General features: G+C 62.6%; 19 protein-coding genes. 6 read left to right on the forward strand and 13 right to left on the reverse strand.

Going from position 1 to position 21,805, the window contains the following annotated elements; genetic code table 11:
• Positions 1–55 precede the first annotated feature (55 nt).
• A complete protein-coding gene (locus LZC95_27730; protein WXA90240.1) occupies positions 56–1,069 on the reverse strand; it encodes a class I SAM-dependent methyltransferase in 1,014 nt (337 codons plus the stop codon).
• A 307-nt stretch (positions 1,070–1,376) separates the two neighbouring features.
• On the opposite strand from LZC95_27730, the gene LZC95_27735 reads away from it, so the two are divergent.
• A complete protein-coding gene (locus LZC95_27735; protein WXA90241.1) occupies positions 1,377–2,003 on the forward strand; it encodes a TetR/AcrR family transcriptional regulator in 627 nt (208 codons plus the stop codon).
• Between the two features lie 6 nt (positions 2,004–2,009).
• On the opposite strand, the gene LZC95_27740 is transcribed toward LZC95_27735, so the two are convergent.
• The 5 genes from LZC95_27740 to LZC95_27760 are packed head-to-tail and all read right to left on the reverse strand — an operon-like array spanning position 2,010 to position 7,362.
• A complete protein-coding gene (locus LZC95_27740) occupies positions 2,010–2,561 on the reverse strand; it encodes a TetR/AcrR family transcriptional regulator (GenBank protein ID WXA90242.1) in 552 nt (183 codons plus the stop codon).
• A gap of 8 nt (positions 2,562–2,569) precedes the next feature.
• Positions 2,570–3,040: a nuclear transport factor 2 family protein gene (locus tag LZC95_27745; GenBank protein ID WXA90243.1), complete on the reverse strand. Its 471-nt coding sequence runs from the start codon at positions 3,038–3,040 to the stop codon at positions 2,570–2,572.
• Between the two features lie 38 nt (positions 3,041–3,078).
• A complete protein-coding gene (locus tag LZC95_27750; GenBank protein WXA90244.1) occupies positions 3,079–5,595 on the reverse strand; it encodes an AMP-binding protein in 2,517 nt (838 codons plus the stop codon).
• 15 nt (positions 5,596–5,610) lie between these two features.
• Positions 5,611–6,771, reverse strand: coding sequence for a multidrug effflux MFS transporter (locus LZC95_27755; protein WXA90245.1), 1,161 nt, complete (start codon positions 6,769–6,771; stop codon positions 5,611–5,613).
• Positions 6,772–6,828: 57 nt separating this feature from the next.
• The gene (locus tag LZC95_27760) at positions 6,829–7,362 is read right to left on the reverse strand and encodes a hypothetical protein (GenBank protein ID WXA90246.1); all 534 of its coding nucleotides are present in this window, start codon (positions 7,360–7,362) and stop codon (positions 6,829–6,831) included.
• A gap of 322 nt (positions 7,363–7,684) precedes the next feature.
• Here LZC95_27760 and LZC95_27765 point away from each other — a divergent pair, with 322 nt between their 5' ends.
• A complete protein-coding gene (locus LZC95_27765; protein WXA90247.1) occupies positions 7,685–8,422 on the forward strand; it encodes a DUF1554 domain-containing protein in 738 nt (245 codons plus the stop codon).
• 57 nt (positions 8,423–8,479) lie between these two features.
• On the opposite strand, the gene LZC95_27770 is transcribed toward LZC95_27765, so the two are convergent.
• Both LZC95_27770 and LZC95_27775 read right to left on the reverse strand, forming a co-directional pair.
• Positions 8,480–9,610, reverse strand: coding sequence for a hypothetical protein (locus LZC95_27770; protein WXA90248.1), 1,131 nt, complete (start codon positions 9,608–9,610; stop codon positions 8,480–8,482).
• Between the two features lie 71 nt (positions 9,611–9,681).
• Positions 9,682–10,152 (reverse strand): helix-turn-helix transcriptional regulator, encoded by a 471-nt coding sequence (locus LZC95_27775; protein WXA90249.1) that lies wholly within the window; start codon positions 10,150–10,152, stop codon positions 9,682–9,684.
• Positions 10,153–10,336: 184 nt separating this feature from the next.
• Here LZC95_27775 and LZC95_27780 point away from each other — a divergent pair, with 184 nt between their 5' ends.
• The 4 genes from LZC95_27780 (at position 10,337) to LZC95_27795 (ending at position 14,405) form a co-directional block, all read left to right on the forward strand.
• Complete coding sequence (locus LZC95_27780; protein ID WXA90250.1) at positions 10,337–11,122, forward strand: SDR family oxidoreductase; 786 nt, start codon at positions 10,337–10,339, stop codon at positions 11,120–11,122.
• Between the two features lie 47 nt (positions 11,123–11,169).
• Positions 11,170–12,411 (forward strand): hypothetical protein, encoded by a 1,242-nt coding sequence (locus LZC95_27785; protein WXA90251.1) that lies wholly within the window; start codon positions 11,170–11,172, stop codon positions 12,409–12,411.
• 360 nt (positions 12,412–12,771) lie between these two features.
• On the forward strand, positions 12,772–13,851 hold the full coding sequence (locus tag LZC95_27790; protein ID WXA90252.1) for a hypothetical protein: 1,080 nt from the start codon (positions 12,772–12,774) through the stop codon (positions 13,849–13,851).
• Positions 13,852–14,003: 152 nt separating this feature from the next.
• Positions 14,004–14,405 carry a hypothetical protein gene (locus tag LZC95_27795; protein ID WXA90253.1) on the forward strand — a complete coding sequence of 134 codons (402 nt, stop codon included), beginning with the start codon at positions 14,004–14,006 and terminating at the stop codon, positions 14,403–14,405.
• 23 nt (positions 14,406–14,428) lie between these two features.
• Here the strand turns inward: LZC95_27795 and LZC95_27800 are convergent, their stop codons facing one another.
• From LZC95_27800 to LZC95_27820, 5 genes are all read right to left on the reverse strand, one after another.
• A complete protein-coding gene (locus LZC95_27800) occupies positions 14,429–15,574 on the reverse strand; it encodes a dipeptidase (GenBank protein WXA90254.1) in 1,146 nt (381 codons plus the stop codon).
• A 61-nt stretch (positions 15,575–15,635) separates the two neighbouring features.
• Entirely contained in the window at positions 15,636–16,883 is a 1,248-nt protein-coding gene (locus LZC95_27805; protein WXA90255.1) for a PEGA domain-containing protein, read from the reverse strand.
• Positions 16,880–19,603, reverse strand: a complete 2,724-nt coding sequence (locus tag LZC95_27810; GenBank protein ID WXA90256.1) for a VCBS repeat-containing protein — start codon at positions 19,601–19,603, stop codon at positions 16,880–16,882. The genes LZC95_27805 and LZC95_27810 overlap by 4 nt, the downstream gene beginning before the upstream one ends.
• 13 nt (positions 19,604–19,616) lie before the next feature.
• Complete coding sequence (locus LZC95_27815; GenBank protein ID WXA90257.1) at positions 19,617–21,170, reverse strand: protein kinase; 1,554 nt, start codon at positions 21,168–21,170, stop codon at positions 19,617–19,619.
• 195 nt (positions 21,171–21,365) lie between these two features.
• Positions 21,366–21,785 carry a cupin domain-containing protein gene (locus LZC95_27820; GenBank protein ID WXA90258.1) on the reverse strand — a complete coding sequence of 140 codons (420 nt, stop codon included), beginning with the start codon at positions 21,783–21,785 and terminating at the stop codon, positions 21,366–21,368.
• Positions 21,786–21,805 lie beyond the last annotated feature (20 nt).

The raw sequence follows: 21,805 nt of genomic DNA on the forward strand, positions 1-21,805 counted from the left end.
TGACCGGCACACGAGATGGCGTCGCCCGAGCGGTGCTCGGGCGACATTCACCGAATCATCCTCGTTCGGCCACCATGATGGAACTTGGCAAGCCCGCTGCCGGATACACCTTGAATGCGCCAAGGCCGGCCGCTTTGCTCCACGCCCCGTAATCCGAGCTGGCAAACGCTTGGCCTTTTTTGGTCGTGCCGAGCATCGTGATGGAAAACATCCGTGCTGCCGGGTTGTCGCCGTCGATCAAAAAGTCGTGGATGACGAGCTTTCCATCGGGCTTCAGGGCCGCAGCGGCCTTCTTCAACAAGGACTGACAGACCGTCGGTTCGAAGTGATGAAGGATATGGCTCATGACGATGACATCGTAAGGTCCGCCGAACGGGGCCTCGAAGAGGTTCCCCTCGATGAACTGGACGCGCGAGGAATCGACCCCAAGGCGACCTGCCATCTGACGCGTCTCGACCAACACATTCGGCCAATCCAGCAACGTCGCCCGCAGCGCGGGATTTTCCTTCACCAGCGTGAAGCCATAGGTGCCGCTGCCCGCAGCGACATCGAGCGCGGTGGGCGCCGAACGCGATGCGAGCCACGGCGCCAAGATGCCCTGAATGGCCATGGCCGCCGGAACGGACATACCGACGGTGCTTTTGGCAAAGATCTCCCAAAACGGAAGCTGCGGGGTTTCGGCGTGTTCCGGAAGGACGCTGCCGCCCGCCTTCACCGATTCTTTCAGGTGCGTCATGGCACGCCAAAGGTGCTCCGATCCCATGATGCTCGAGACGCCGCCGAGGTATTGCGGCTTGCCGGGCACGAGGTGCTCGGCGGCGATGGGACCGAGGGAATACCTCTCCCCATCTTTGGTCAGAAGCCCGAGCACCGCAAGGGCCTCGGCCACGACGCGCGTGGTCCTTTCCGGACACTGGATCTTGGCTGCAATCGCCGCCGCATCGTGCGCTCCGTCGTGGACGGCGGCAAACAGCCCCAGGTCGATGGCCGTCGTGAGGACAGCGGTTACATGATGTGCCTGAAGCATCTGAAATAGCGCCTCCGGCCCCGATACGTTCTTGTTGTCCATCGCGAACGATTCTCCTTTTCGCGCTCCAACATAGAACGATATCGACGTCGGCGTCGACGGACCACGAGAGCTCATCCCCGTAGTCGTTTTGGCTCCACGGCTCGGGCGATGCAAACGACGACGGCGATTGGCGCGAGGAGTGCGGCCAGAACGAGCGAACTGCCGGCCGGGCCCATGACTGCAAAGAGATAATCGAACATGGCTGTCGGCCTCCAATATTGTCAACGACAACATTAGGTCCGAAGTTGGCATCGTCAACATCGATCTTGTCATTGACTACATGCGTTGGGCTCGCTAGGTTACGGCTGTGGCTCGCGTTGCACGTCCATACCATCACGGCGATCTTCGGAACGCGCTGCTCGCCGAGGCGGCGAAAGTCGTTGAAACGGATGGCGTCGCGGCCCTGACGTTGCGCGAGCTCGCACGGCGGCTCGGTGTCTCACATGCGGCCCCGACGAACCACTTTCCCGACAAGGATGCGCTGCTTGCCGAGCTCGCCGCGCAAGGCTTCGACGAGCTCGCACGCGATCTCGAGGCGGGTGCGCATGGCCGGTCCCCGGAGGTTCGGCTTCGGGAGCTCGGACGCGCGTACGTGCGCTTTGCACTGCGCCGTCCAGGGCATTACCGCGTCATGTTCGGGCGCGGCTTTGCGAAGGAGTCACGCACGCGCCTCGCCGAAGCGGGCGACCGCGCGTTTTCGACGCTGCAGCAAGCCGTCACCGCGGCCATGCCGCCCACGCGCGCGCGCTCCGCTCAGCGCGTCCGCGAGGCGTGTTTCCTTGCCTGCTCCGTCGTGCACGGCGCCGCCATGCTCCTTCTCGACGGCCCCTTGGCGCCGCATCTATCGATTTCGCCCGACGACGAGGCTGCCGTGTCGGAGCTCATCGATCAAGCGACGGCGTCGGTGTCCACCGCCATCCGCGAGGGGCGCTGATCCGGATCACACGATGGCCCGAATGCGGCGCATCGCCCGGCGAAACGATGCCGGATCGTCCAGCGCACGCGCCAGGACGATGGCTCCCTGAATGGTCGCCACGATCTCCTCGGCGCGTTCCCTCGCCGCCTTTCGATCGAGCCCCGTTCGTACCAGCGTCCGAGCGAGCGCGTCTCGCCAAGCGGCAAAATAGACATGAATGGTCTCGGCGAAACGATCCCGCGCGTCGCCGAGGGCAAAGGCTCCGACGAGGCAAATGCGCATTCCCGATTGGAAATACGTTTCCACGGCGGTGAGCATGCGCGCCAAGCCCTTTCGCGGATCCTCTTCGCTACGCAGCGGTTCGAACATGTTGCCTTCGAACCACGCGCTGACGTCGGCGAGGACGGCGGCGGCCATCTCGTCTTTTCCTCCCGGAAAGAAGTGGTAGAGGCTTCCCTTTCCAAGCCCGGTGCGCTCGCCAATGATCGATAGACTCGCCCCTTCGAAGCCGTGCTCGCGAAAGACTTCGGCCAATGCGGGAATGACGTCTTGGCGCTCTCGAACGATTCTGGGCATACCGTTGCTCAGAGACCAAGTTCGGTGAGCCCTGGAAAATCCGCCGGGCGCGGGCCCAGCGGCCAGGTGAACTTGCGATCGGCCTCCGGAATGGGAACGTCATTGATGCTCGCCTCGCGGCGGCGCATCAATCCGTTCGAATCGAACTCCCATTGTTCGTTGCCGTGGGCGCGGAACCAGTTTCCTGCATCGTCCCGCCATTCGTATTGGAAGCGCACGGAAATGCGGTCGCCGTGAAAGGCCCAGAGCTCCTTGATCAGACGATACTCGTGCTCCTTGGCCCATTTGCGGCCGAGAAACTCCACGATCGCGCGGCGCCCGGCGAAGAACTCGGACCGGTTTCGCCAGCGGCTATCTTCGGTGTACGCCAGCGCGACGCGCTCGGGATCCCGGGTGTTCCATGCGTCTTCGGCCAGGCGGACTTTCTGGATGGCGGTCTCGAGTGAAAACGGCGGAACGGGAGGACGCGCAGTGGACATGTACCGATCGTTACACACTTTACCGAATGGTACAATCGTCACAGTCGCTTCGCGCAGACCTTCACCACGTTGGAGCGCTGCGGGTCCGCGCCGGAGAAGGGACGGGCTCCGCCGTGGTTCGGGCTGGCCCAGTCGGCCAGGTGATCCACCACGGCTTCCACGGTGTATCCCAACACGTGCTCGGCGGTGTCTTGGGTAAGCTCGTTCGTGTTGGTTGCGATGATGGCCCGGTATCCTTTTTCCCGGGCGCGCCGAATCAGCTCTTCCTCCATGAAGAGCATCGCCCGGACCCGCTCCGCCGGCGACGAAATCGCACTCCGAGCCACGGCGACCACGAATCCGTGCAGGACCTTCTCGGTTCCATTCGCGAGAAGGCGGGCCAGCGGGACGCGTTCGACCTCGGTCAGGAACTCGACAATCATACCGACCAGCTTCATGTTCGGTAGTTCCTGCGGCGGATGCTCCTCGTCGAGGTTCAAACAAATGCCGGCCAATTGGCCCTGTCGTTCGATGCCAAACGAGATTCCATCATGCAAGAAATAAGGCCACATGGCGCGAAGCAGTGCCTTCATCTCGGAATCGCAAATGGCCATTCGTTCGGGGTGGTGACCATGAAGCATGGTGAGCAGGGTCTCGTCCTCCAGGAAACTCGCCGTTACGAGACGAATCGCCGAGGCTTCGTCCAGCTCGGCCGCCGGGACGACGTCGAAAGCACTCGGACTACGCGCTCCCTGCTGCCCCCCGGGTCGGAGAGCCAATGTGGCGACGATCTCTTCCAAGCTCGCCGCCGCCAGGAACGATTCCATCGATACATCGAACGAGCGGCTTCGCAATTTGCAAATGGCCGAAATCGCATTCATCGACGTGCCGCCCACGGCGAAGAAGTCGCTTTGCCATGCGCTGGGATCGGAGGGGGCTTCGATGCCCAGCTCCTCCATCACCTCGATCAACGCCCGGCGCGCCGGGACGATATCGGTGGACTCGATTCGGATGCGCGTGGCCCGGTGCATCTGCAACAATCGCTGCCGATCGATTTTTCCCGAGCCGGGCAGGAAGGGCAGTTCGTCCACTCGAACGATGCGCGGAATGGCATACCCGGGTAACCACCTTGCCATGCTCGCGCGGTCCAGGTTCACCGGCTGCTCGTCGCGGCTCAGAAATGCGACGACGGTGTCCCCGTCCAATGCGACGACCGGTTGCTTGCATGCACAATGATTTCGCAAGATCGCCTCGACCTCATCCAGGGCGAAACGATTCCCAGCGATTTTTACCTGGCTATCGTCGCGCCCCACGTACACGACGGATCCGTCCGCGAGCAGTTTTCCGCGGTCGCCGGTTCGAAAGCAGATTTCGGCATCCGGGAGTTCGATTCCCAGCGATGCGGGCGCGACGAACTGGCCCGGGCCGTTGGTACCCGCCGGGGTCCCGAGATATCCCGACGCGACGCCCGCACCGGCGAAGACCATTTCGCCGACCCCCTGGGCGTCGACATCGTGCAGGATCAACGTGGTGTTGTCGATGGGCCGTCCAATGGCCACGCGGCTGCCATCGCCATATCGATGGATGTCCTCGATGCCGCGGAAAGATTGCGTGAGAACGTCGCCCATGACCTCGGTGCTGCCGTAATAATTGCTCAAGGTGCAGCGGGACCCGTCGAAGGCACGAAAGAAATCGCGTCCCAGATCGGGCGGCAAGACTTCGCCGCTGGCGACGACATGCTTCAACGAAGTCGGTATTTCGCCCGATGCGAGGATGTGGTCCACCAGAACGCGAAGGAGGGATGGAACGAGAATGAGCCTGGTCACGTGGAATCGCTGGAGCACCGCCACGGTTTTCTCGGGCGACATCAGGAAGCGCTTTGGGAGCGTGACCAATGGGACGCCGCGGAGCAACGGGGCCCACCATTCGGCAATCGAATCGACGAATGCGAGCGACGTCTTTGCACATGCGACTTCGCCGGCTTCGTCGAAGGGAACCGACGCCCATTGCCAATGAATTCGGTTCAAGACTGCGCGATGAGGGATGCGTACACCCTTCGGCTTTCCGGCGCTGCCGGAGGTGTAGAGGATGCAAAAGGCGTCCTCCTCGGTTGCACGCATGGGCAATTGCGATGCGGACGGCGCCGGGCCATTCATGACGTCGTGAAAGCTCCGCCACGGGACGGTGCCCGTCGGAAAGACGGGGCGTCCCTCACCAAGGACGATGTCGATGCCGCTGTCACGCGCAATCCATGCGAGGCGTTCCGGCGGAAGGCTCGGGTCCAGGGCGACGTAGGTCAGGCCCCGCCGCACGATCCCGGCCACCGTGATGATGGCCTCGAGGGACGGGTTCATGCAAATACCGATACGCGTGTCGTCGGCGAACGCGATATGGGCTCGTGCGATATGGGCGCTCGCCCGGGCCAATTCACCGAAGGAAAGCGTTGCCTCGGATTCGGCATCGATGGCGCAGACACGCGATTCGAGGTGCGGGTCTGCGAGCAGCCGCTCGAGAAGGCCCCCCATGCTTCGAATGCGCGGCGGCAAACTTCGAGAAGGGCCTCGTAGGATGACCATGGTTTCCCGTCTGCGTTATAGCCTAGTTTGCCCCTTTCCGGTTTCTCGCATCGCAAACGTGATGGCTGTACACGCAACTGCCAGGCAAGCGATCTGCAGCGCGAGGATCCTCGCATCTGCACCGCCGATTTTCGCGTTGAGGTAGCCGGACAGCGAGCCCGCGCTCATCTCGAGAAGGCCCAGGATGGCCGAAGCCGTCCCCGCGATGGCCGGAACTGGCGCCATGGCCATCGCGGTGGCGCTCGGGCTCATGAGTCCGAGTCCAAAGAAACAGGCGAGCATGGGAAGCACGAGGCCTAGCGCTCCCGTGGCAGGCGCATGCACCAACGCGAGCGCAAGCAGCCCGCCGCCGAGAAGCGCGTAGGCCCCGAAGGCCACGACATGCCGTGGTGCGAGACCCTTTCCCAGGAGGCGAGCTCCCCATGCCGAGCCAAGCATGAGCGCGACGGCGGTGGCACCGAAATAGATGGCAAAGTGAGACGGATGGACCCGGTAGCCTTCGAGGAGAACGAAGGGCGAGGCGGAAATGAATGCAAACTGACACGCAAACGAGAGCGCGACGATGCACGCGGGCAGCCGGGTGGCCGGCGTTCGAACGAATTGCAGCATGCCCGTCGCCATCCCGCCCAGCGAAGGCGGATGCCGCGCTTCGAGTGTCTCGTTCAAGGTCAGTGCGCTGAGGGCTGCGAGCACCGCGCCGCAAAGACCCAGGGTCACGAAAATCGCACGCCATCCCGCGTACGCCAGGAGCTGCCCGCCCACCAGCGGAGCGAGCGTGGGGGCGAGGGCAAGTATCGCGATCATGCGCGCGAAGACACGCGCAGCGCCTGCTTCGGTGTGCGTGTCCCGAACCATTGCCTGGGCAACCACCGTGCCGGACGCGGCGCCGAGCCCTTGAACGAAGCGCCATGCAATCAAGAGGCGGAGGCTGGTGGACGCGGCGCAGGCAAATCCCGCCAACGAGAAGACGACGAGCCCCGTCAGGAGAACCCCTCGCCGCCCGCGGGCATCGGCGAGGTATCCCGCGATGGGTTGGCCCATCGCGTAGCCCATCAAAAACACGCTCAATGTCAGCTGTGCGTGATCGGATATCGTGCGGAATTCGCGAACGAGGGTCGGCTGGGCCGGCAAACTCATGTCGATGGCCAGCGCCGTGATGGCAATCAAGGCCGACATGGAGGCTATCCAGCGCCGTGAGCCGACCGGCGACGGAAAACGAGGCACGAAGATCGATTACAACGAGATCAGCGATAGGGTGACAGGACCGCCGATCTCCCGCACACCGGCGGGGGTGGCACACGCAAGGGGATCCAACGTGAGCAGTGCACCAGGCGAGGCGACGGTGGAGCCTTTGAACTTGCCTGCCGTGACCGTGCCGGTGACGACGACGACAGCTTCGCCCGCGGGCTGTGCGATGACACCGAAGGTGTACGAAATGGTACTTTTTTCGCCGGTGTTCCAGCGGATTTCCTCGACGGTGGATCCATCCGAGGTGAGGCAATTCAGCTTACCGGCGCCGGTGACGCGGGATCGTCCCGAGGTGATCGCCGGATCGGTTCCGATGCATCCGGTGTACTGCCCCTCGCCGGTGATGGTCGTATCTTGCACGGTGAAGGTCAAACCGGGATCGAACTGCACCACATTGGTGCCGACCAAGCAGTTGATGGTGCCCAGCGCAGCGGAGGCCCTGGGTGCAAACATGAGAATCCCGAAGGCTGCCGCACCAAAAATGGTCAGCGCCGTGAAAATCGGTCCACCCCTTTTCATGTTACCGATCCTTTCGTCCTTGCGAAACAGGCGTCAAACTAGGGCCCCATTGCAGACTGTCAATCATCTTTCGACAGGAATGCAATTCAGTTACCGGTCGGTCACGTCGGAATGAGTCGCTTGGTTCGATGCACTCGCGACATCACCGCCCTCGGGCATTGGAATACGAAATACTCAATTGCGGCCACTCGAAGGTTGCCCGCACGTGCACATGCCGTCCCCGGGTCGCGCATGAGAACGCATTGCGGCAAACCGCAGTATCACGCGTTCGTATCCGCATTACCAGACTGGACACTACCTCCGAGTATGCGAAGGTATTTGCATGCGGAAACGCATCATCGTGGCCATGCTTTCGTTCTCAGTGGGCAGCATCCTCGCTGCGGGGTGCGGACTCGACGAGGGCGGATTTTCCCTGGCCTCCGAGGATGGATCGCCTGGCCCCCGCCCCGATACGGGTACGTCGAATCCGCCCGTCGACGGCGGCGGCATCGGCGATGCGAAGGGCGACGTGTCGAGCGGCCATGACGCGGGAGCATGCGCCGCATGCCCGCCGCAAACGGTGTGCGTGGAGAATGCGTGCGGCGCCGCCCGGCGCGTTTTCGTATCGAGCACGCAATCGACGGCAGCCTTTGGCGGAGTATCCGGCGCCGACACCAAGTGCCAGAATCTTGCAGATGGAATGAAATTGGGCGGAAATTGGCGAGCGTGGATCTCGGATCAGATCAACTCACCGTCCGCTCGTTTCGCAAAGGCCAACGTTCCCTATCGTTTGCTCGACGGAACGCTCGTTGCGGACAATTGGAGCGATCTGACCGATGGCGCGTTGGACCATGGCATCGACCGCGATGAAAAAGGCAATCTCGTGGACGACGCCGAAGTGTGGACCGGTACGACGGCGTCGGGCGGCGTCACCGGGGATCATTGCAACAATTTCAGCAGCGAAAGCCCCACGGGCTACCTGGCAACGGTGGGAAATACCACCTTGCTCGCCAACTGGACGGCTCGATACAAGCAATTTTGCAATCGCACCGACGTGCGCATTTACTGCTTCGAACAATGAAACGGGTCCGACGTGGGTGGCAACGACGTCCACCCACGTCCGGCCCCGAAAATACGGCTACTCCTTCAGCGTGCGGTACACCGCACCACCGTAGCTCCCGATCCAATACAGGTATTGATCGTCCAAGGTCATGTCCCCGGGGGTGACGAGGCCACGCCGCAGTCGGGTGCTCGTCGTGCTGGTTTGGACCTTCTCGATGGACACCGTGTTCGCCTGTCGATTGTACAATCGGAAGTAGATATTTCCCTGCGCGTCGGGGTGGTACGACTGGATACCGACGCGCTGCTGGGCGAAATTCAAGCTTCCACCACCGGCCGCGGGCGCGTAGGTGAGACCTTCGTCGCGCAGCCAATAGGCATTGCCGCCGAGGATCGTGGCATCGTGCGGGTAGTGCTGAGAGGTTGCCAGCGAGGTGGGCGTGGTGTTCGAGACCGTGATCGTGTGCACCCAACCGCCGCTTCCCCCCGCGGGGTAAACGATGCGGTTGGTGACCGGCCCGTCCAACGCGAAATCGTTGCCGTAACCGATGTTGGAGATCAGGCGCGTAAAACCAGTGCCCGAGGGGCTCGTCACCGAGACGCGCTGGATCGAGTTCTGCGTGCGGCAATAAATGTGGCGGGTATCGGCCGCGATGTACGTGCAGTTCTCTCCGGCCGAATACCTCAAGGGCGGTGCGGCGAGGTTCGTGGTGTCGAAGGCCGTGACTCCTCCTTCACCCTCTTGGAAAACGAGGTACTTCGAATTGGCGTCGGCGTGCAACTGCCTGAGAAAGCGATAGGTCCCCATCGAGTCGAAAAGGGTGGTCACCGTACCGCCCGGGGTGGCGCTCGCCGCCAGGATGTACGAGCCCGTCGACCCCTCGCACAGCCAAAAGAGTTTGCCGTCCTTGGCGACAATCCGGCGACCGATTTCACTCGCGTCGCGGCATGCGTAAATGGGGGTCCCGTCCCCCGTGAGGCACACCTGATTGGCGAGGATCTGTTGATCCGTGCGAATCTCCGTTGCGCCATCGGTGCAGGTCACATCGAAGCGCCCGTCGGCGCGTTTGGTCATCGTTTGGATGTCGCTGACCGCCGGGGACTGGGCCGACGACACGTCTTCGTTCGCATCGGGAAGGTGCGTTTCCGCCGCACATCCCGACGCAAGAAGGGCAACTGATCCGATGGCAAGATGAAGTTTCAATTTCATTGGGCTCCCGTCTTCTACGGCGGGGGCCGTAACAAATTCCCAATGGATGGCGAGCGCCATCCGCGTCGCCCTCAGCGTGTGCGGCGAGTCCTGGATGGGCTAGGGCGATTGGCGACGGTGACGTCGGCGGGCGTGAGCGCGCGGCCGTCTTTCGAGAGGATGCGGAGCGGGGCCACCTTTTCTCCGCGCTCGGCGTCGACCAAAAAGTTGTCGCATTCGCCCGGCGCGAACAGGTAACGCTCGCCCCACTGTCGCAGGGCCGCGAGGATGACGAACAGATCGCGGCCTTTCTCGGTGAGGACGTATTCCTGGTAGGCACTTCCGTCCGACGCAGGCACGAGCTCCATCACGCCGTCGGCCACGAGCTTGCGCAGACGCGCGGCGAGGATGTTCTTCGCGAGCCCGAGGCTCTTTTGAAAATCGCCGAAGCGGCGCCTGCCCCGAAGCGCGTCGCGCACGATGAGGAGCGACCACCAGTCGCCAATCGTGTCCAGCGATCGAGCGATGGGGCAGTTGTCGCCCTGCAGGCTACGGCGCTTCATGTCCTCGCTCCGGGTGCACGGCTCCCATGGCTCGATCTTTAGAGCCACTTGCGCGTTTCGCGAGCTTTTTTCCGCAGGATGGCCGTGTGGCGCTCTCATGCACGAAATCTGGTTGCATCATGAAACCACGACCCCATAGTGACGCTGGTTGCAATATTAAACCAGTTCAGCAGGAGAGACGACCATGTCGAATCAGCGGAAGCTCGAAGGCAAAACAGCGCTCATTACGGGCGGAAACAGTGGACTCGGACTCGCGACCGCGCGCCTGTTCATTCAGGAGGGCGCCAAAGTGGCCATCACCGGGCGCGACCAGGCGTCGCTGGACGCGGCCGTCAAGGAGCTCGGGCCCCATGCGGTAGCGTCCAGGACGGACGTCACCGATCCCGCCGGGCGCGAGCAGCTGGTGGCGAGCCTGCGCGAGCGATTCGGAAAGCTCGACATCGTCTTTGCCAATGCGGGCATCAGCGGCAACACCCCGGTGGGTTCGACGGAACAGAAGGCGTTCGAGTCGGTGATCGACATCAATGTCACCGCGGTGTTCTTCACCGTTCAATCGGCACTGCCGCTTTTGCGCGACGGAGCGTCCATCATCCTCAATGGCTCGGTCATCGCTTCGCTCGGAAGCCCGGGGTACGCGGCTTACGCCGCCAGCAAAGGCGCGGTCAGCTCGATGGCCCGAGTCCTGGCCGCGGAGTTGAGCCCGCGCAATATCCGTGTGAACGTGGTCGTCCCCGGACCGATTCGCACCCCCATTTGGGCACGGGGCCGAGGCGAAGAGGGGGCGCGCGCCATCGAGCCGTACCTCGCAAGCATGGTACCGCTCGGGCGAATGGGAGAAGCCGAGGAACTCGCAAAGGCGGTGCTTTTCCTCGCGTCCACCGATTCTTCGTTCGTCCAAGGCACGGAGCTCTTCGTCGACGGCGGTTCCGTGGGCGTGCCCTCCGGCTGGCCGCGCAATCTGGTGAGGTGAATCGGGGTCGGGATAACGAACGACGAACCGAGCGTTAATACTCGAGCATGTCGCAACGCTTGAAGCTGGCGCTCGTGATGGTGATGGCCGCTATCGGAATGATGGCGGCCTTACGCTTTTTGTCGCATTCGACCTCGGCCGAACCGCTGCGTGCAGCATCCGATGACGCCAGTGCGGACGTGGTCGACGCAGGCGCTCCCCTGCCCCTCGTGGATCTGCTGCACCGGACGCACGCCGCGGTCGCCGTTTCGAGCCAGGTGAAGGGCGAAAAAGAGCGGCCCGAACATCTTGTCGACGGCCGCCCCGAAACGGCGTGGCAAAGTCGCCCGAACGATCTCGTGGGGGCGTGGATCCAGTTCCGCACGTCGCCCGCGACCACCGTGAAACGGATTGGGCTGACCGTTGGATACGATGCCATCTCGCCGAAGCACGGCGACTTGTTCACATTGAATCATCGAATTGCCAAGGTGCTCGTCCGCCGAGACGGCGTCATCCTCGGTCAATGGGCCCTCGACGTGGAAAACCGTGGTGTCCAATACTTCGATGTGGAGGCTTCTGGCGGCGAGTACAAGCTCGAGATCCTCGAGGTGAAACCGGGCCGTAAGAAAGAATGGCGCGAGGTCTGCGTATCGGAGTTGGTTGTCCTCGGGACGTCGGACGTCCTCGTCGACGAGCATGTGCCGGTCGTCGAGGTGGGGGACCTGGCTGTCAACGAGCGCTTTCCCCTCGTCGCGGACGCCGTGCCATCGCCCGCGGATCGCTGCAACGACAAGAGCCTGCATGATTGGAACGGCGGTATGGCGGTATGGAACACGTGCCCGGGCGACGAGCAGAACGTCGACTTCACGCCGGATGCCGTGTTTCAGGAGCTCGTGGCCTACGAAGGCTGGATGAACCACTTCGAGGCGCGCGTGAACGGCAAGTGGTTCGTGCTACCCCTCGAATTCTCCCACGAGCCATTTGGGGACACCCATGGTGGGCAGGAGGCGCGCGTGATGGAGGCGAAGGTCGAGCAGTCGCATTTGTGGCTTCGCGTCCGTTATGCGAAAGACGATTTTCGCAAATTCGATGAACATGGGAACGGCGTGTACCCCGCGACGGCCGTGTACTCGGAAAAGACCATGGTCTGCCGAAAGAGCGGAAGCGACCTTCGCTGCCTCGTCGAAGAAACGGCCACCGCCTCCGAGCGGGTCGGCGGAAAGCTCGCCGACGCGAAGTGGACGACGACGCAAACGGTGCGAATGGGCACCTCGGGCCGCGTCATCGTCGCGAATGCCATTGATTTGTGATCGACTCCCGGCAAATCCGAGCTCGGCGTCTTCGCCCCACGAGCAGGCGCGACCGTTGCTGTAAATCGAATGTTAAGAGCATTAATAGCATTTACGCGATACCCGGTCGGATGGGACATGCCGGACATATTTAACCGCGAGATAACCTTTCCCCCGGGAAGATAAACCCCATCGTTGCTTTGCCCGAAGGTAACCGGTGGAATGAAGGCCGATTCATGATGGCCTCATCGGCCACAGCGCGTGTCGAATCTGCATTTCGTCCGAAATATGGATTCATTCGCCCGCGCGCTTCGCGTCGATGAAAATTCGTTTCGTCGCACGAAACGATCCGCTGCGTTGGACAGAGAAGGAGCAAACGACATGGCATTGAAGAACCTGTTTGGTCATCCGTCGAATGGACCGTTCAAGCGCGCTCTGACGCTCGTCGTATCGGCGAGCCTCATCGCCGCCACCACGAGTTTGCCCGTCCATGCGGAGGACGCATCCGAGGCCGCCGAGCTCTCGGAAGCAGCGGATTCTTCGGCGCAAGCCGACGAAAACTGGCACCGGGTCAGCACGACGGCACGCACGCACACGCCTGTCGCCGCGGCCATCTTGCGTGGCCGCGAATGGTTCTTCCTTCGCGGCAACGACGACAATCATATTTGGTACTCCAGCGACGGTCAGAACTTCAATCAGCATCCGCACGGCGGAGCGACCGATGCAGCGCCCGCGGCGGTCGTATTCCACGACACGCTTTACGTATTCCACGTCGGCCAGGGCGGCGATCTCTGGTACAGCACCCTCACGCCCGGCCCCGGAAGCGGTTTCTCGGAGTGGCACCGGGTGCCGGGCAGCGAAGGACTCCACCTCCGGACCACCGAGCCTCCGACCGTCACGGCCTCGGCGCGAGCGCTGTATGTCCTCGGCATGCGGAATGACGAGCACATCGTCTTCGCGCGCACCAACGACGGAACCCACTGGAGCAACTTCGATGAGCCGACGGGCAACGCGGCAGGCCCGCGCACACTCTCCGCCGTCGGTGCGACGGCCGCGACCGATGGCTCGGGCACCGACTGGCTCGTCGTCGCACACCGCGGGACGAACAACGGCGTTTACTGGTCCGGCCGCCGAGAATCGGATGGGTTTTGGCTTCCTTGGACCGAGCAAAATCCTGGTGCGAGGACGCTCAGCCAACCCTCTCTCGAATCCTTCTATGGCGACGATCGACACGCGTACATTGGCGCGAGCATCGAGGGTATCGACCATCGTGTTTGGGCCCGCTCTTGGGACTTCTCCACTGGCCAGAACCACGGATGGAGACACGTGGACGATGGTTCCAATGTCGTAACGACCGACGTTGCACCCACCTTGATTTGGCTTGCGCGCGCCGCCGTCCTCCTCCTCGCAGTCTCGCAGAACGGCATCATTTTCCAGAAGCAATTTGGCGGTGTCCAGTGAAGGAATCTGCCCTCCTCCCAGCTCTGTTCATCGCAGCAGCCGCTGGCTGCACCTCCGAGGTGACGGACGACCCCCCGCCGCCCAAACCGCCGCCCATGACGCTTTCGATTCAAGGCCACGCATCCAGCAGGGCCACGGCCGAGACACGTACCATGAGCGTGACTCTGTACGGTGCATGGGACAATACCCCGCCCGGCGCGAACATCGCGTATCCGAAGATACATGGTAAAGCGGGTGGCACCGGTACATTCTCCGACCCGGTGACCTTTGCATCCAACAAGGACGAATTCGCCCCGGGCAGCAAGGTCTATTATCCCTTTCTGAAGAAGTATTTCATCATGGAAGACGATTGCACCCGGTGCGACACCGATTGGTCCAACGGAAAGAAGTGGCACATCGATCTATGGGCGGGGAATTCCACGGACCCGGCAATCGGTGACTGCGAGCGATCGCTCACGCGGAGCGGGGAGGTCATCCTCAATCCGCCGAGCAACGAACCCGTGGACACCACGCCGATTTTCGACCCAGATACACACCGGTGCTACCGGCCCTGAAGCCGGATCGAGCCCGAGCTGATTCAGCCGCAAACGTCGGCGAAGAGGCGGGCGAAGTTGCCACCCATGATCTTGTCGAGCCGCGCTTGACCATGACCGCGCGCGCGAAGTTTGTCGCGCAGGATTCGAAACTTTTGCGGCGTATTCAGATCGGGGCACAGCGGAAAGACATTGGGATCTTCGCCGGGCGCGGAGATCCCTTTCTTTCGACGCTCCTCGACTTCCTTGCGAAACTCCTGCACGTAGGCGGGATCGTTGATGTTCACCGTGGAGACGCTCCCGTCGGAGCCGATGCCCACGTGGTCCTCGCCGCACACGTTGATGGCATGCTCGAGGTGCGCGATGACGTCGGCGGCCATTTGCTGTCCCTGCGCGCGCAGAAACGGCATGAAGTAGATGCCGGCCACACCGCCTTTGTCGGCGCATCGTTTGAGCTCTTCGTCCCGCTTGTTGCGTGGATGATTGACGACGGCGGAGCAACCCGTATGGGTGATGGCAATGGGCTGTTTCGAGAGCTCGATGGCCTCGGCGGTCGTGCGCTGGCCGCAATGGCTCACATCGATGAGGACGCGGCTCGTGTTCATTCGCTCGACGGCGCGTCGCCCGAGTGTGCTGAGTCCCGCATTCCCCGCTTCGAGACAGCCGTCGCCGAGGAGGTTCCGCGTGTTGTACGTGAGCTGCATCACGCGGACACCAAGGCCGTACAGCAGATCGAAATGCTCGAGCGCAGGCCCCAGTGCGGTGGCACCTTGAAATGCGAAAATGAAGCCGACGCGCTTCGTCGCTTTGGCAGCTCGCACATCCGCCGCGTTGCGCACCAACATGAGCGACTCGGGATGGGCAGCAATTTCCCGAAGGCGCACGGAGATCGTTTGCATCGTGTGATCGAACGAGTGCTCGCTGTTGGTCACATCGTCGACCGTGATGCTCACGCACGTCAGACCCGAGCGCAATCCATCTTGGATCTCGGATGCGGTCAGCGGCGGGTCCCATTCGTAACGGCCAATGCCGCCGCTGCCATCGAAGATGATTCCGTCGTCGAAGGCCGCCTTCGGACCGGGCGCTCGGTCCGCGGCTTGAGCATCCCTGCCCTGCCCTGCGCAACCGGAAAGCGCAATTCCGGATGCAAACTGCACGAAATGACGCCGGGTCACTCGACTCAAGGACATGGAGGCCTCCTCAGACCCCCGGTTATAGGGCGTGGCTGTCCCCCGATGCCGATATTTCGATTCAGAATTTGCCAGTCAGGGTAAAGCCCGCGGTGGTCGGCCCCAACACGGGTATGACGGACATCTCCACGGGCTCGAATGGCCCTGGCGAACGCGGCGTACGCTCGATGGGATGCGACCGCGGTGGAGGCACCGCCGGTGGGTCGAAGGCGTGGAGCACGATCCCCGTCGCGAGCGCCGCGCCTCCCACCGAGAACGCTGCGATGGACGCGGTCCGCCACCGATCGCGCGCTTCCCGAGCATCGCGGTAGTCCTGGTCGTCGCCCTCCAAACGGAGGCGGGACCTCTGCGCTTCCTGCACATCGAGAGCCGCCTGTTGCTGCTTCAACGCGAGCACGATGAACACGCCGCTGGCCACGACGAGCGCGCCTCCCCCGATCATCAACGAGCGCGCGAGGACTCGTTGCCCCGTCGGACGCAGCGCGACGGACAGCGCCCTGCGCTCGTTGCGGCGAAAATCGATATCCTGCGAGAACGTCCTGTATCCATTCTTCGTGACCGAGATCCGATGAACCCCGGAGGCGATTTCGAAGAAATCGGGCCGAGGCGTTATCCCGACGGTTTGCCCATCGATGGCAATTGCACAGTCCTTCGGCGCCGAAACGGTAAGACGCGCAGGGCGCTCTCGCAGCTCCACCGGCACCGGAACGAGAACGTGATCGACGGCGAGCACCTCGCGATCCTCATCGAAATAGCCATCGAGGCTCACGTGGATGCGATGCTTGCCGGCCGAGACGTCCGCGGCATACGGAGCCTTCCACCATCGCCCGCCGTCGACGGATACCCGTGCGCCGCTCGGCTGCGTCGTGATCATGAGCCGTGCAGGCTCCTCCTTGCTGCGCGCGCCGAGCTCTTTCGCGCCCCCCGTTCGCGCGACAATCGACTCCAGCTCGGACAGAGACTCCACGGCCTCGGCACGACGGCCGCCAATAGGGACCTGCTGCACGTACGATTGGAAATTCGCAATCGCCTTTTGGAGATGCTCGGGATTGCGGTCGATGAAATACTGCCGCCGGTGTGCCTGCGCCAACGAATAGACGATGGCAGGCGTGGGCGTTGCACGATTCGCCGCAGTGAAGGCCTGAATCGCAGCCGCGTATTGCCCGGAGGCATAGGCTTGGCCCCCCGAGCTGAAAAGCATTTTTGCACGCTCGTCCTCGGCATGTTTCACATCGTCCGCCGCCCCGGCAACCCCAACGAGACCGGTCATGGCCAGTGCGAAAAAGGACGCGGCCGCGCGGTGCTTCATCGCCGTCCTCGCGGAGGGTCCGACGTGGTGGGCGTCCCCTTCAACAAGGTAGCCTCTCGCCCAGTCGAATAAACGATGTCATCGACTCCATCGCCGTCGATGTCGCCGGCCGTGATGCTGCCTCGGAAGCGACTCGATGAAACGGCCGCCCCCGGCCGCAAGGCGAGTGCGGATTCCTTGGCCTGCAAGGCACGAGGGGCAGAAAAGCTTCTTTTGGTGGCGTCGGTCGTCAGTACGAAGACATGCGCTTCGCCATTCGGATCGCTCGATTCGCGCACGAGAACGACGAGGTCCTTCTTGTCCTTTGCGGCGGAATGGGGATCCGCGTGGAGCCATGCACAATCGACCATGTCGTAGCCGGGCATGGCAATCGAGACAGGATTCCCCAGCGTTCCGGTTTGGTCATTGAAGTAGACGTCGAGCTTCACCCGCGTGCGACCGTCTTCCTCCTTGCCCTCTTCGAACAGGACCGCGAGGTCCTTGGCTTGGTCGCCGTCGATGTCGACTGCCTGCACCTTCCAAGGTATGCGGGACTCGAGGGCGTCCCCGAGGGGCCGAGACGATTCGATCGCCCACTTGCCTTCGACGAGCCGTGCGACGACGAGGGCTCCTTTGGGGTCCTTGCTCTCTGCCGGTGGAACGGCGATCAGCAGCTCGTCCAGCGGCACATCCGACTTGGGATCGAGGTCCAGCGCGGCAATCGAGGCCTTCTTCCACGCGAGCGGCCGCAAAGGATCCTTCGGGAATGCCTCGTAGGTCGACCCTCCCAAAATGACTTGGGCATCGCCGGCCAACGGAAGTCGCCAGAGGCCATGGGCCGGCCGATCCTCCGCGGACTCCACGAGCGCAGCGATGCCCAAGCGACCATCGTCGGCAAAACGGCCCACGGCCACCGCCAGCGACTCGAACGACTCATTCTTGCCGCGGAGGTGGTCGAGTTCGAGCGGGGAGACCATTTCCTTCGCGGCCGATCCCTGAAGCAATGCCAGATACCGCGAATCCGCCTCGCTCGATTTGCCCACGATAGCGATGTCCGCGAGTCCGTCCGACCCCAAATGGCCGGACACCATTCGCTCGATGGGCGGGAATTGCCCCATGGGCACGCTCACGTCCTCCTTCTCGGTGCGCGCCTCGTCCGGCGAGCTCACGTTGTATACGACCCGGAGCTCGGAGTGGGTGGCATCCGAAATGGAACACGCGGCATCTGGCTGCGAATCCCCATCGAAGTCGCCCACGACGAATCCCGTCACATCGCTCACGGTATGATTGGCACGCATCATCACCATGGGTTCTTTCGACCCCTGGTGAAACATGAGCGCACCCTTGGATCGAGTCACGATATCTGGAAAGCCATCGCCATTGAAATCGTCGATTTTGGCCTCTTCCCACCGAACGTGCGGCGGCGAAGGTTGCTTTACGTATCGTTCTTTTTCGGAAAATCGAAATAGGATCCCATCAGGGAAAACGAAATCGCAAAGACGCTCGTCGCTGGGACCAACATTGGTCAGTTGGCCCGCGGCCAACGGAAACGAGGAGCCCAGTTGCACGGACGGATCGGGATTCCATATCGAGGCGTGTCCGTCGCCGTGGCCCGTGGGCGAAGGGTTCGGCGACGAGTCGAACGTTCCGTTGCCCAGACCGTAGGCGACAGCGATTGGCGACTTGGATGCGCCGCCTTCGACGTGCACCAGGATGTCACGCTTTCCGTCACCGTCGAGATCCTCCAGGAGAATTCCTTTGCCGCCAACGACGTAGCCGCTGGGCAGCGCCACCGTCATGTCGGAGGGTGGTTGGGCGGGCAAGAAGACGTCGACGACCGTACTCCCTTTGAATGCAAAGGCCATATCGGCTAGCTTGTCCCCACTGAGGTCGGCAATCTGCACCTCGCCGGCCAGTCTCGCCGGCGGCTCCCGCAGTAGATGAATCAGCTTGGGGACGTGCGCCTGCAACCGCGCGATATGAGGACCAAGCCCGTCGGAACTCGGCCTGAAGAGGTACAACTCGGCCCCCGGCGACGCCTCACCGTCGATCGTCAAGTGGGTGTCCGCAGCCACCACGCGCAGCCCCTCCGCATGCTCGAACACCACGGTTGGATATTGCACCGGCTCCAAGGTGTGCGAGCGCGCGTCAGGAAGCCATACGGCCAGCCTTCCGGCCGAGAAAAGCAACGCATCACCGCCGGGCCCGAGCCAGGGGGTGACGACGGGCCTGACGTAATCCCGATCAGAACTCCAATTTGGAATTTTGATGAAAACCTTGCTGAACGCCGCATCCGTTGGGTTGAAGCGCCGCGGATTCCACGAGTAAGCTTGCGTGAGCGACGACGACGTCGCGATCACTTCTTTCACTCCGTCTCCATCGACGTCGGCCACGTCGAGGAACGCCTTGGAGGCCGCTTGAAGCGGGATGACCTCGAAGTTGCCAGATGGAGCACGGCATCGGTGCTGTTTGTCGTCCCGAGGTCCGCCTGGCCATGTTCGATCGGCTTTCGGGGCGCAGAAATAGCCAATTGGGCAGTCGATGCGCTCGGATGTCGTGCTGTCCGGCGCCGTGCACCGAAAACGGCATTCCTTGCACACCGTCCCCGGCAATGTACCGTCGCAGTCTTCCCCCGCCTCGGCAACGTCGTTTCCGCACTCGCCCGTATCGGGCAATGCGCGACAGGAGAACATACCGGCCAGCCCCGCAACCAGGACTCCGCCGAATCGTCGAAATTTCATCCGCCTCCTCGTCTCATTGCTCGTGAATGTCCGTCGGAATCTCTCCTCTTTGACTCGGAGCTCGAGGTGGTGGCGCTTTGACGCCCGCCGCGGGGCGCGCGACCATCCTGGTGAGCGTCACGACGGCACTCGCGTTGCTGCTCGTGTCGACGACGATGTCCGAGGACTTGTACCCCTCGGCCTTCACCGTGAGACGCGTCGTGCCAAGGGTTCGCGGAAGCCGGAAGGGGCCCGGCGCGGTCCCGAGCTTCTCTTCGCCATGCCAGACCATCGCATTCGGGGGCGTGGCTTGCACGATGACCGAAACGTCGTTCGCCTGCACCTCACTCGGCGCAGGAGAAGGGGCTTGCACATGATCGACGGCGGCCGCGAACGACGTTGGCGCAGGCCATCCATCGGGCCGACTCGCTTGTCGTATCAGCCCGGCGCCAATCAAAATGAGTGCGATCGTCACCAATGCGCCAGCGCCCGCAAAGCCTACCCTGGTCAATCGAACGACGGACCGCCGCAGCGGGGGAACGTCGGCCGCGACGGGAGCCGGCAACGTCATGGCCGCACCGGTTCTTGGCGTGGGCCGAACACGGCGCACCGGCGAATGGGGCACTCCGCGCTCGGTCGCAAGGGCGCCTGCCGTACTCACGCGAAAACCTGCCGCCTTCGCGACAGAGGCCAGCAACTCCGCGGCCTCGCCGGCCGATTCGGGGCGAGACGCGGGATCTTTTTCCAGCATTTGCAATACGGGCGCGTCGAGCGCCGGAGGGACCGCACGGCAGACCGACGACATGGGAGCCGGCGCCTCGTTGGTCTGCTTGAGCAGCACCTCCACCACATCGTTGCCGCGAAACGGGACGTTGCCCGTCAAAAGCTCGTAGGTGAGCACACCGAACGAATAGATGTCCGTGCGCTGGTCCACGGCCCGCCCGCGGCATTGTTCCGGCGACATGTAGCTCGGCGTGCCGATGGGCGTGCCCGTTTGCGTTTTGCACCCCAGCGCCGCCTCCGCATCCCTCAACTTGGCCACGCCAAAGTCGAGCAACTTGGGGAGAGGGCTGCCGTCTTCGTCGAACGAAAGGAAGATGTTTTCCGGCTTCAGATCGCGATGAATGATGCCCGCCGCATGCGCCGCGTCGAGCGCGCGTGCCACACCGCGTAAAATCGGAATCGCCTCTTCGGGGATGAGGCGTCCTTTTTCGCTTCTCAAATATTTGTCGAGCGGCATCCCATCCAGGAGCTCCATGACGAGGTACTGCCGCCCATCGTCCAGGGCCCCGAAGGAAAAGATATCGACGATATGCCGGTGCCGAATCTGATTGACCGCTCGGGCCTCCGCAATGAATCGCGTGACCATCCGGGGGTTGGAAGAGCTCTGGCGATTCAACACCTTGATGGCCGCCGCTTTGCCAATCAGCGGATGGATCGCGCGATAAACGGAGCCGAAGCCCCCCTCTCCTATCTTCTCCTCGACCCGGTATTCTCCGACGACTTGACCAGGTTCGAGATCGCGATCCACGCCGCTGAAGGCAGCATCCGGCAACAGTGCCGCGCCATCTTGCGCACATATGCTCACGCTATCCGGGTAGTGCCCCCGACAATTCGGACAGGTCGCCATGCGATACTCGGGTTTCCGACTCTTACATGGCCGAGCTTCCTCGCATGCATCGAAGAACGAACGACGCCAACGCCGATCGAGTCTGCGTTCACGCGATCGTTACAAATGGCGAAAAGGCCGTTGGCACGACCGGTCAATGCGGTGCCGCCAACGCTACTTCTTGTCGATCGTCGTCAAATTCTTCTCATTGGTGTCGACGACGAATACGGCCAGCAATTTCGCAGGCTCGGTCTTGCTGGCGTTTTCGCTGACACCGTGGTGGTCGCCCGGCAATTCCGTGAAGCTCTCGCCGGTCCGGTACGTGATGACGGGGCCTCCATTCACCGAGCTGCGAATCGCTCCCTGCAACACGGTTGCGTAGATGAACGCGGATTTGGCATGCGTGTGCCCGGCGTCGAATCCGCCCGGCGCGTATTCGACGAGGAAACTCTTCACGCTTTTGCCAGGAATATTGGAAATGGCATGGTCGTAGACCAGTGTCACTTTGTTGCCCAAACCATCGGCCGCCTGGGCGGAGGGATCGGGCACGAATGCGAGGGCGATCGTCATCGCCCAGAGAGCTCTCTTGATCAAGGTCATTCTCCTCAGTGAAA

The organism is Sorangiineae bacterium MSr12523 (assembly GCA_037157775.1).
Classification (GTDB): Bacteria; Myxococcota_A; Polyangia; order Polyangiales; family Polyangiaceae; genus Pendulispora; species Pendulispora brunnea.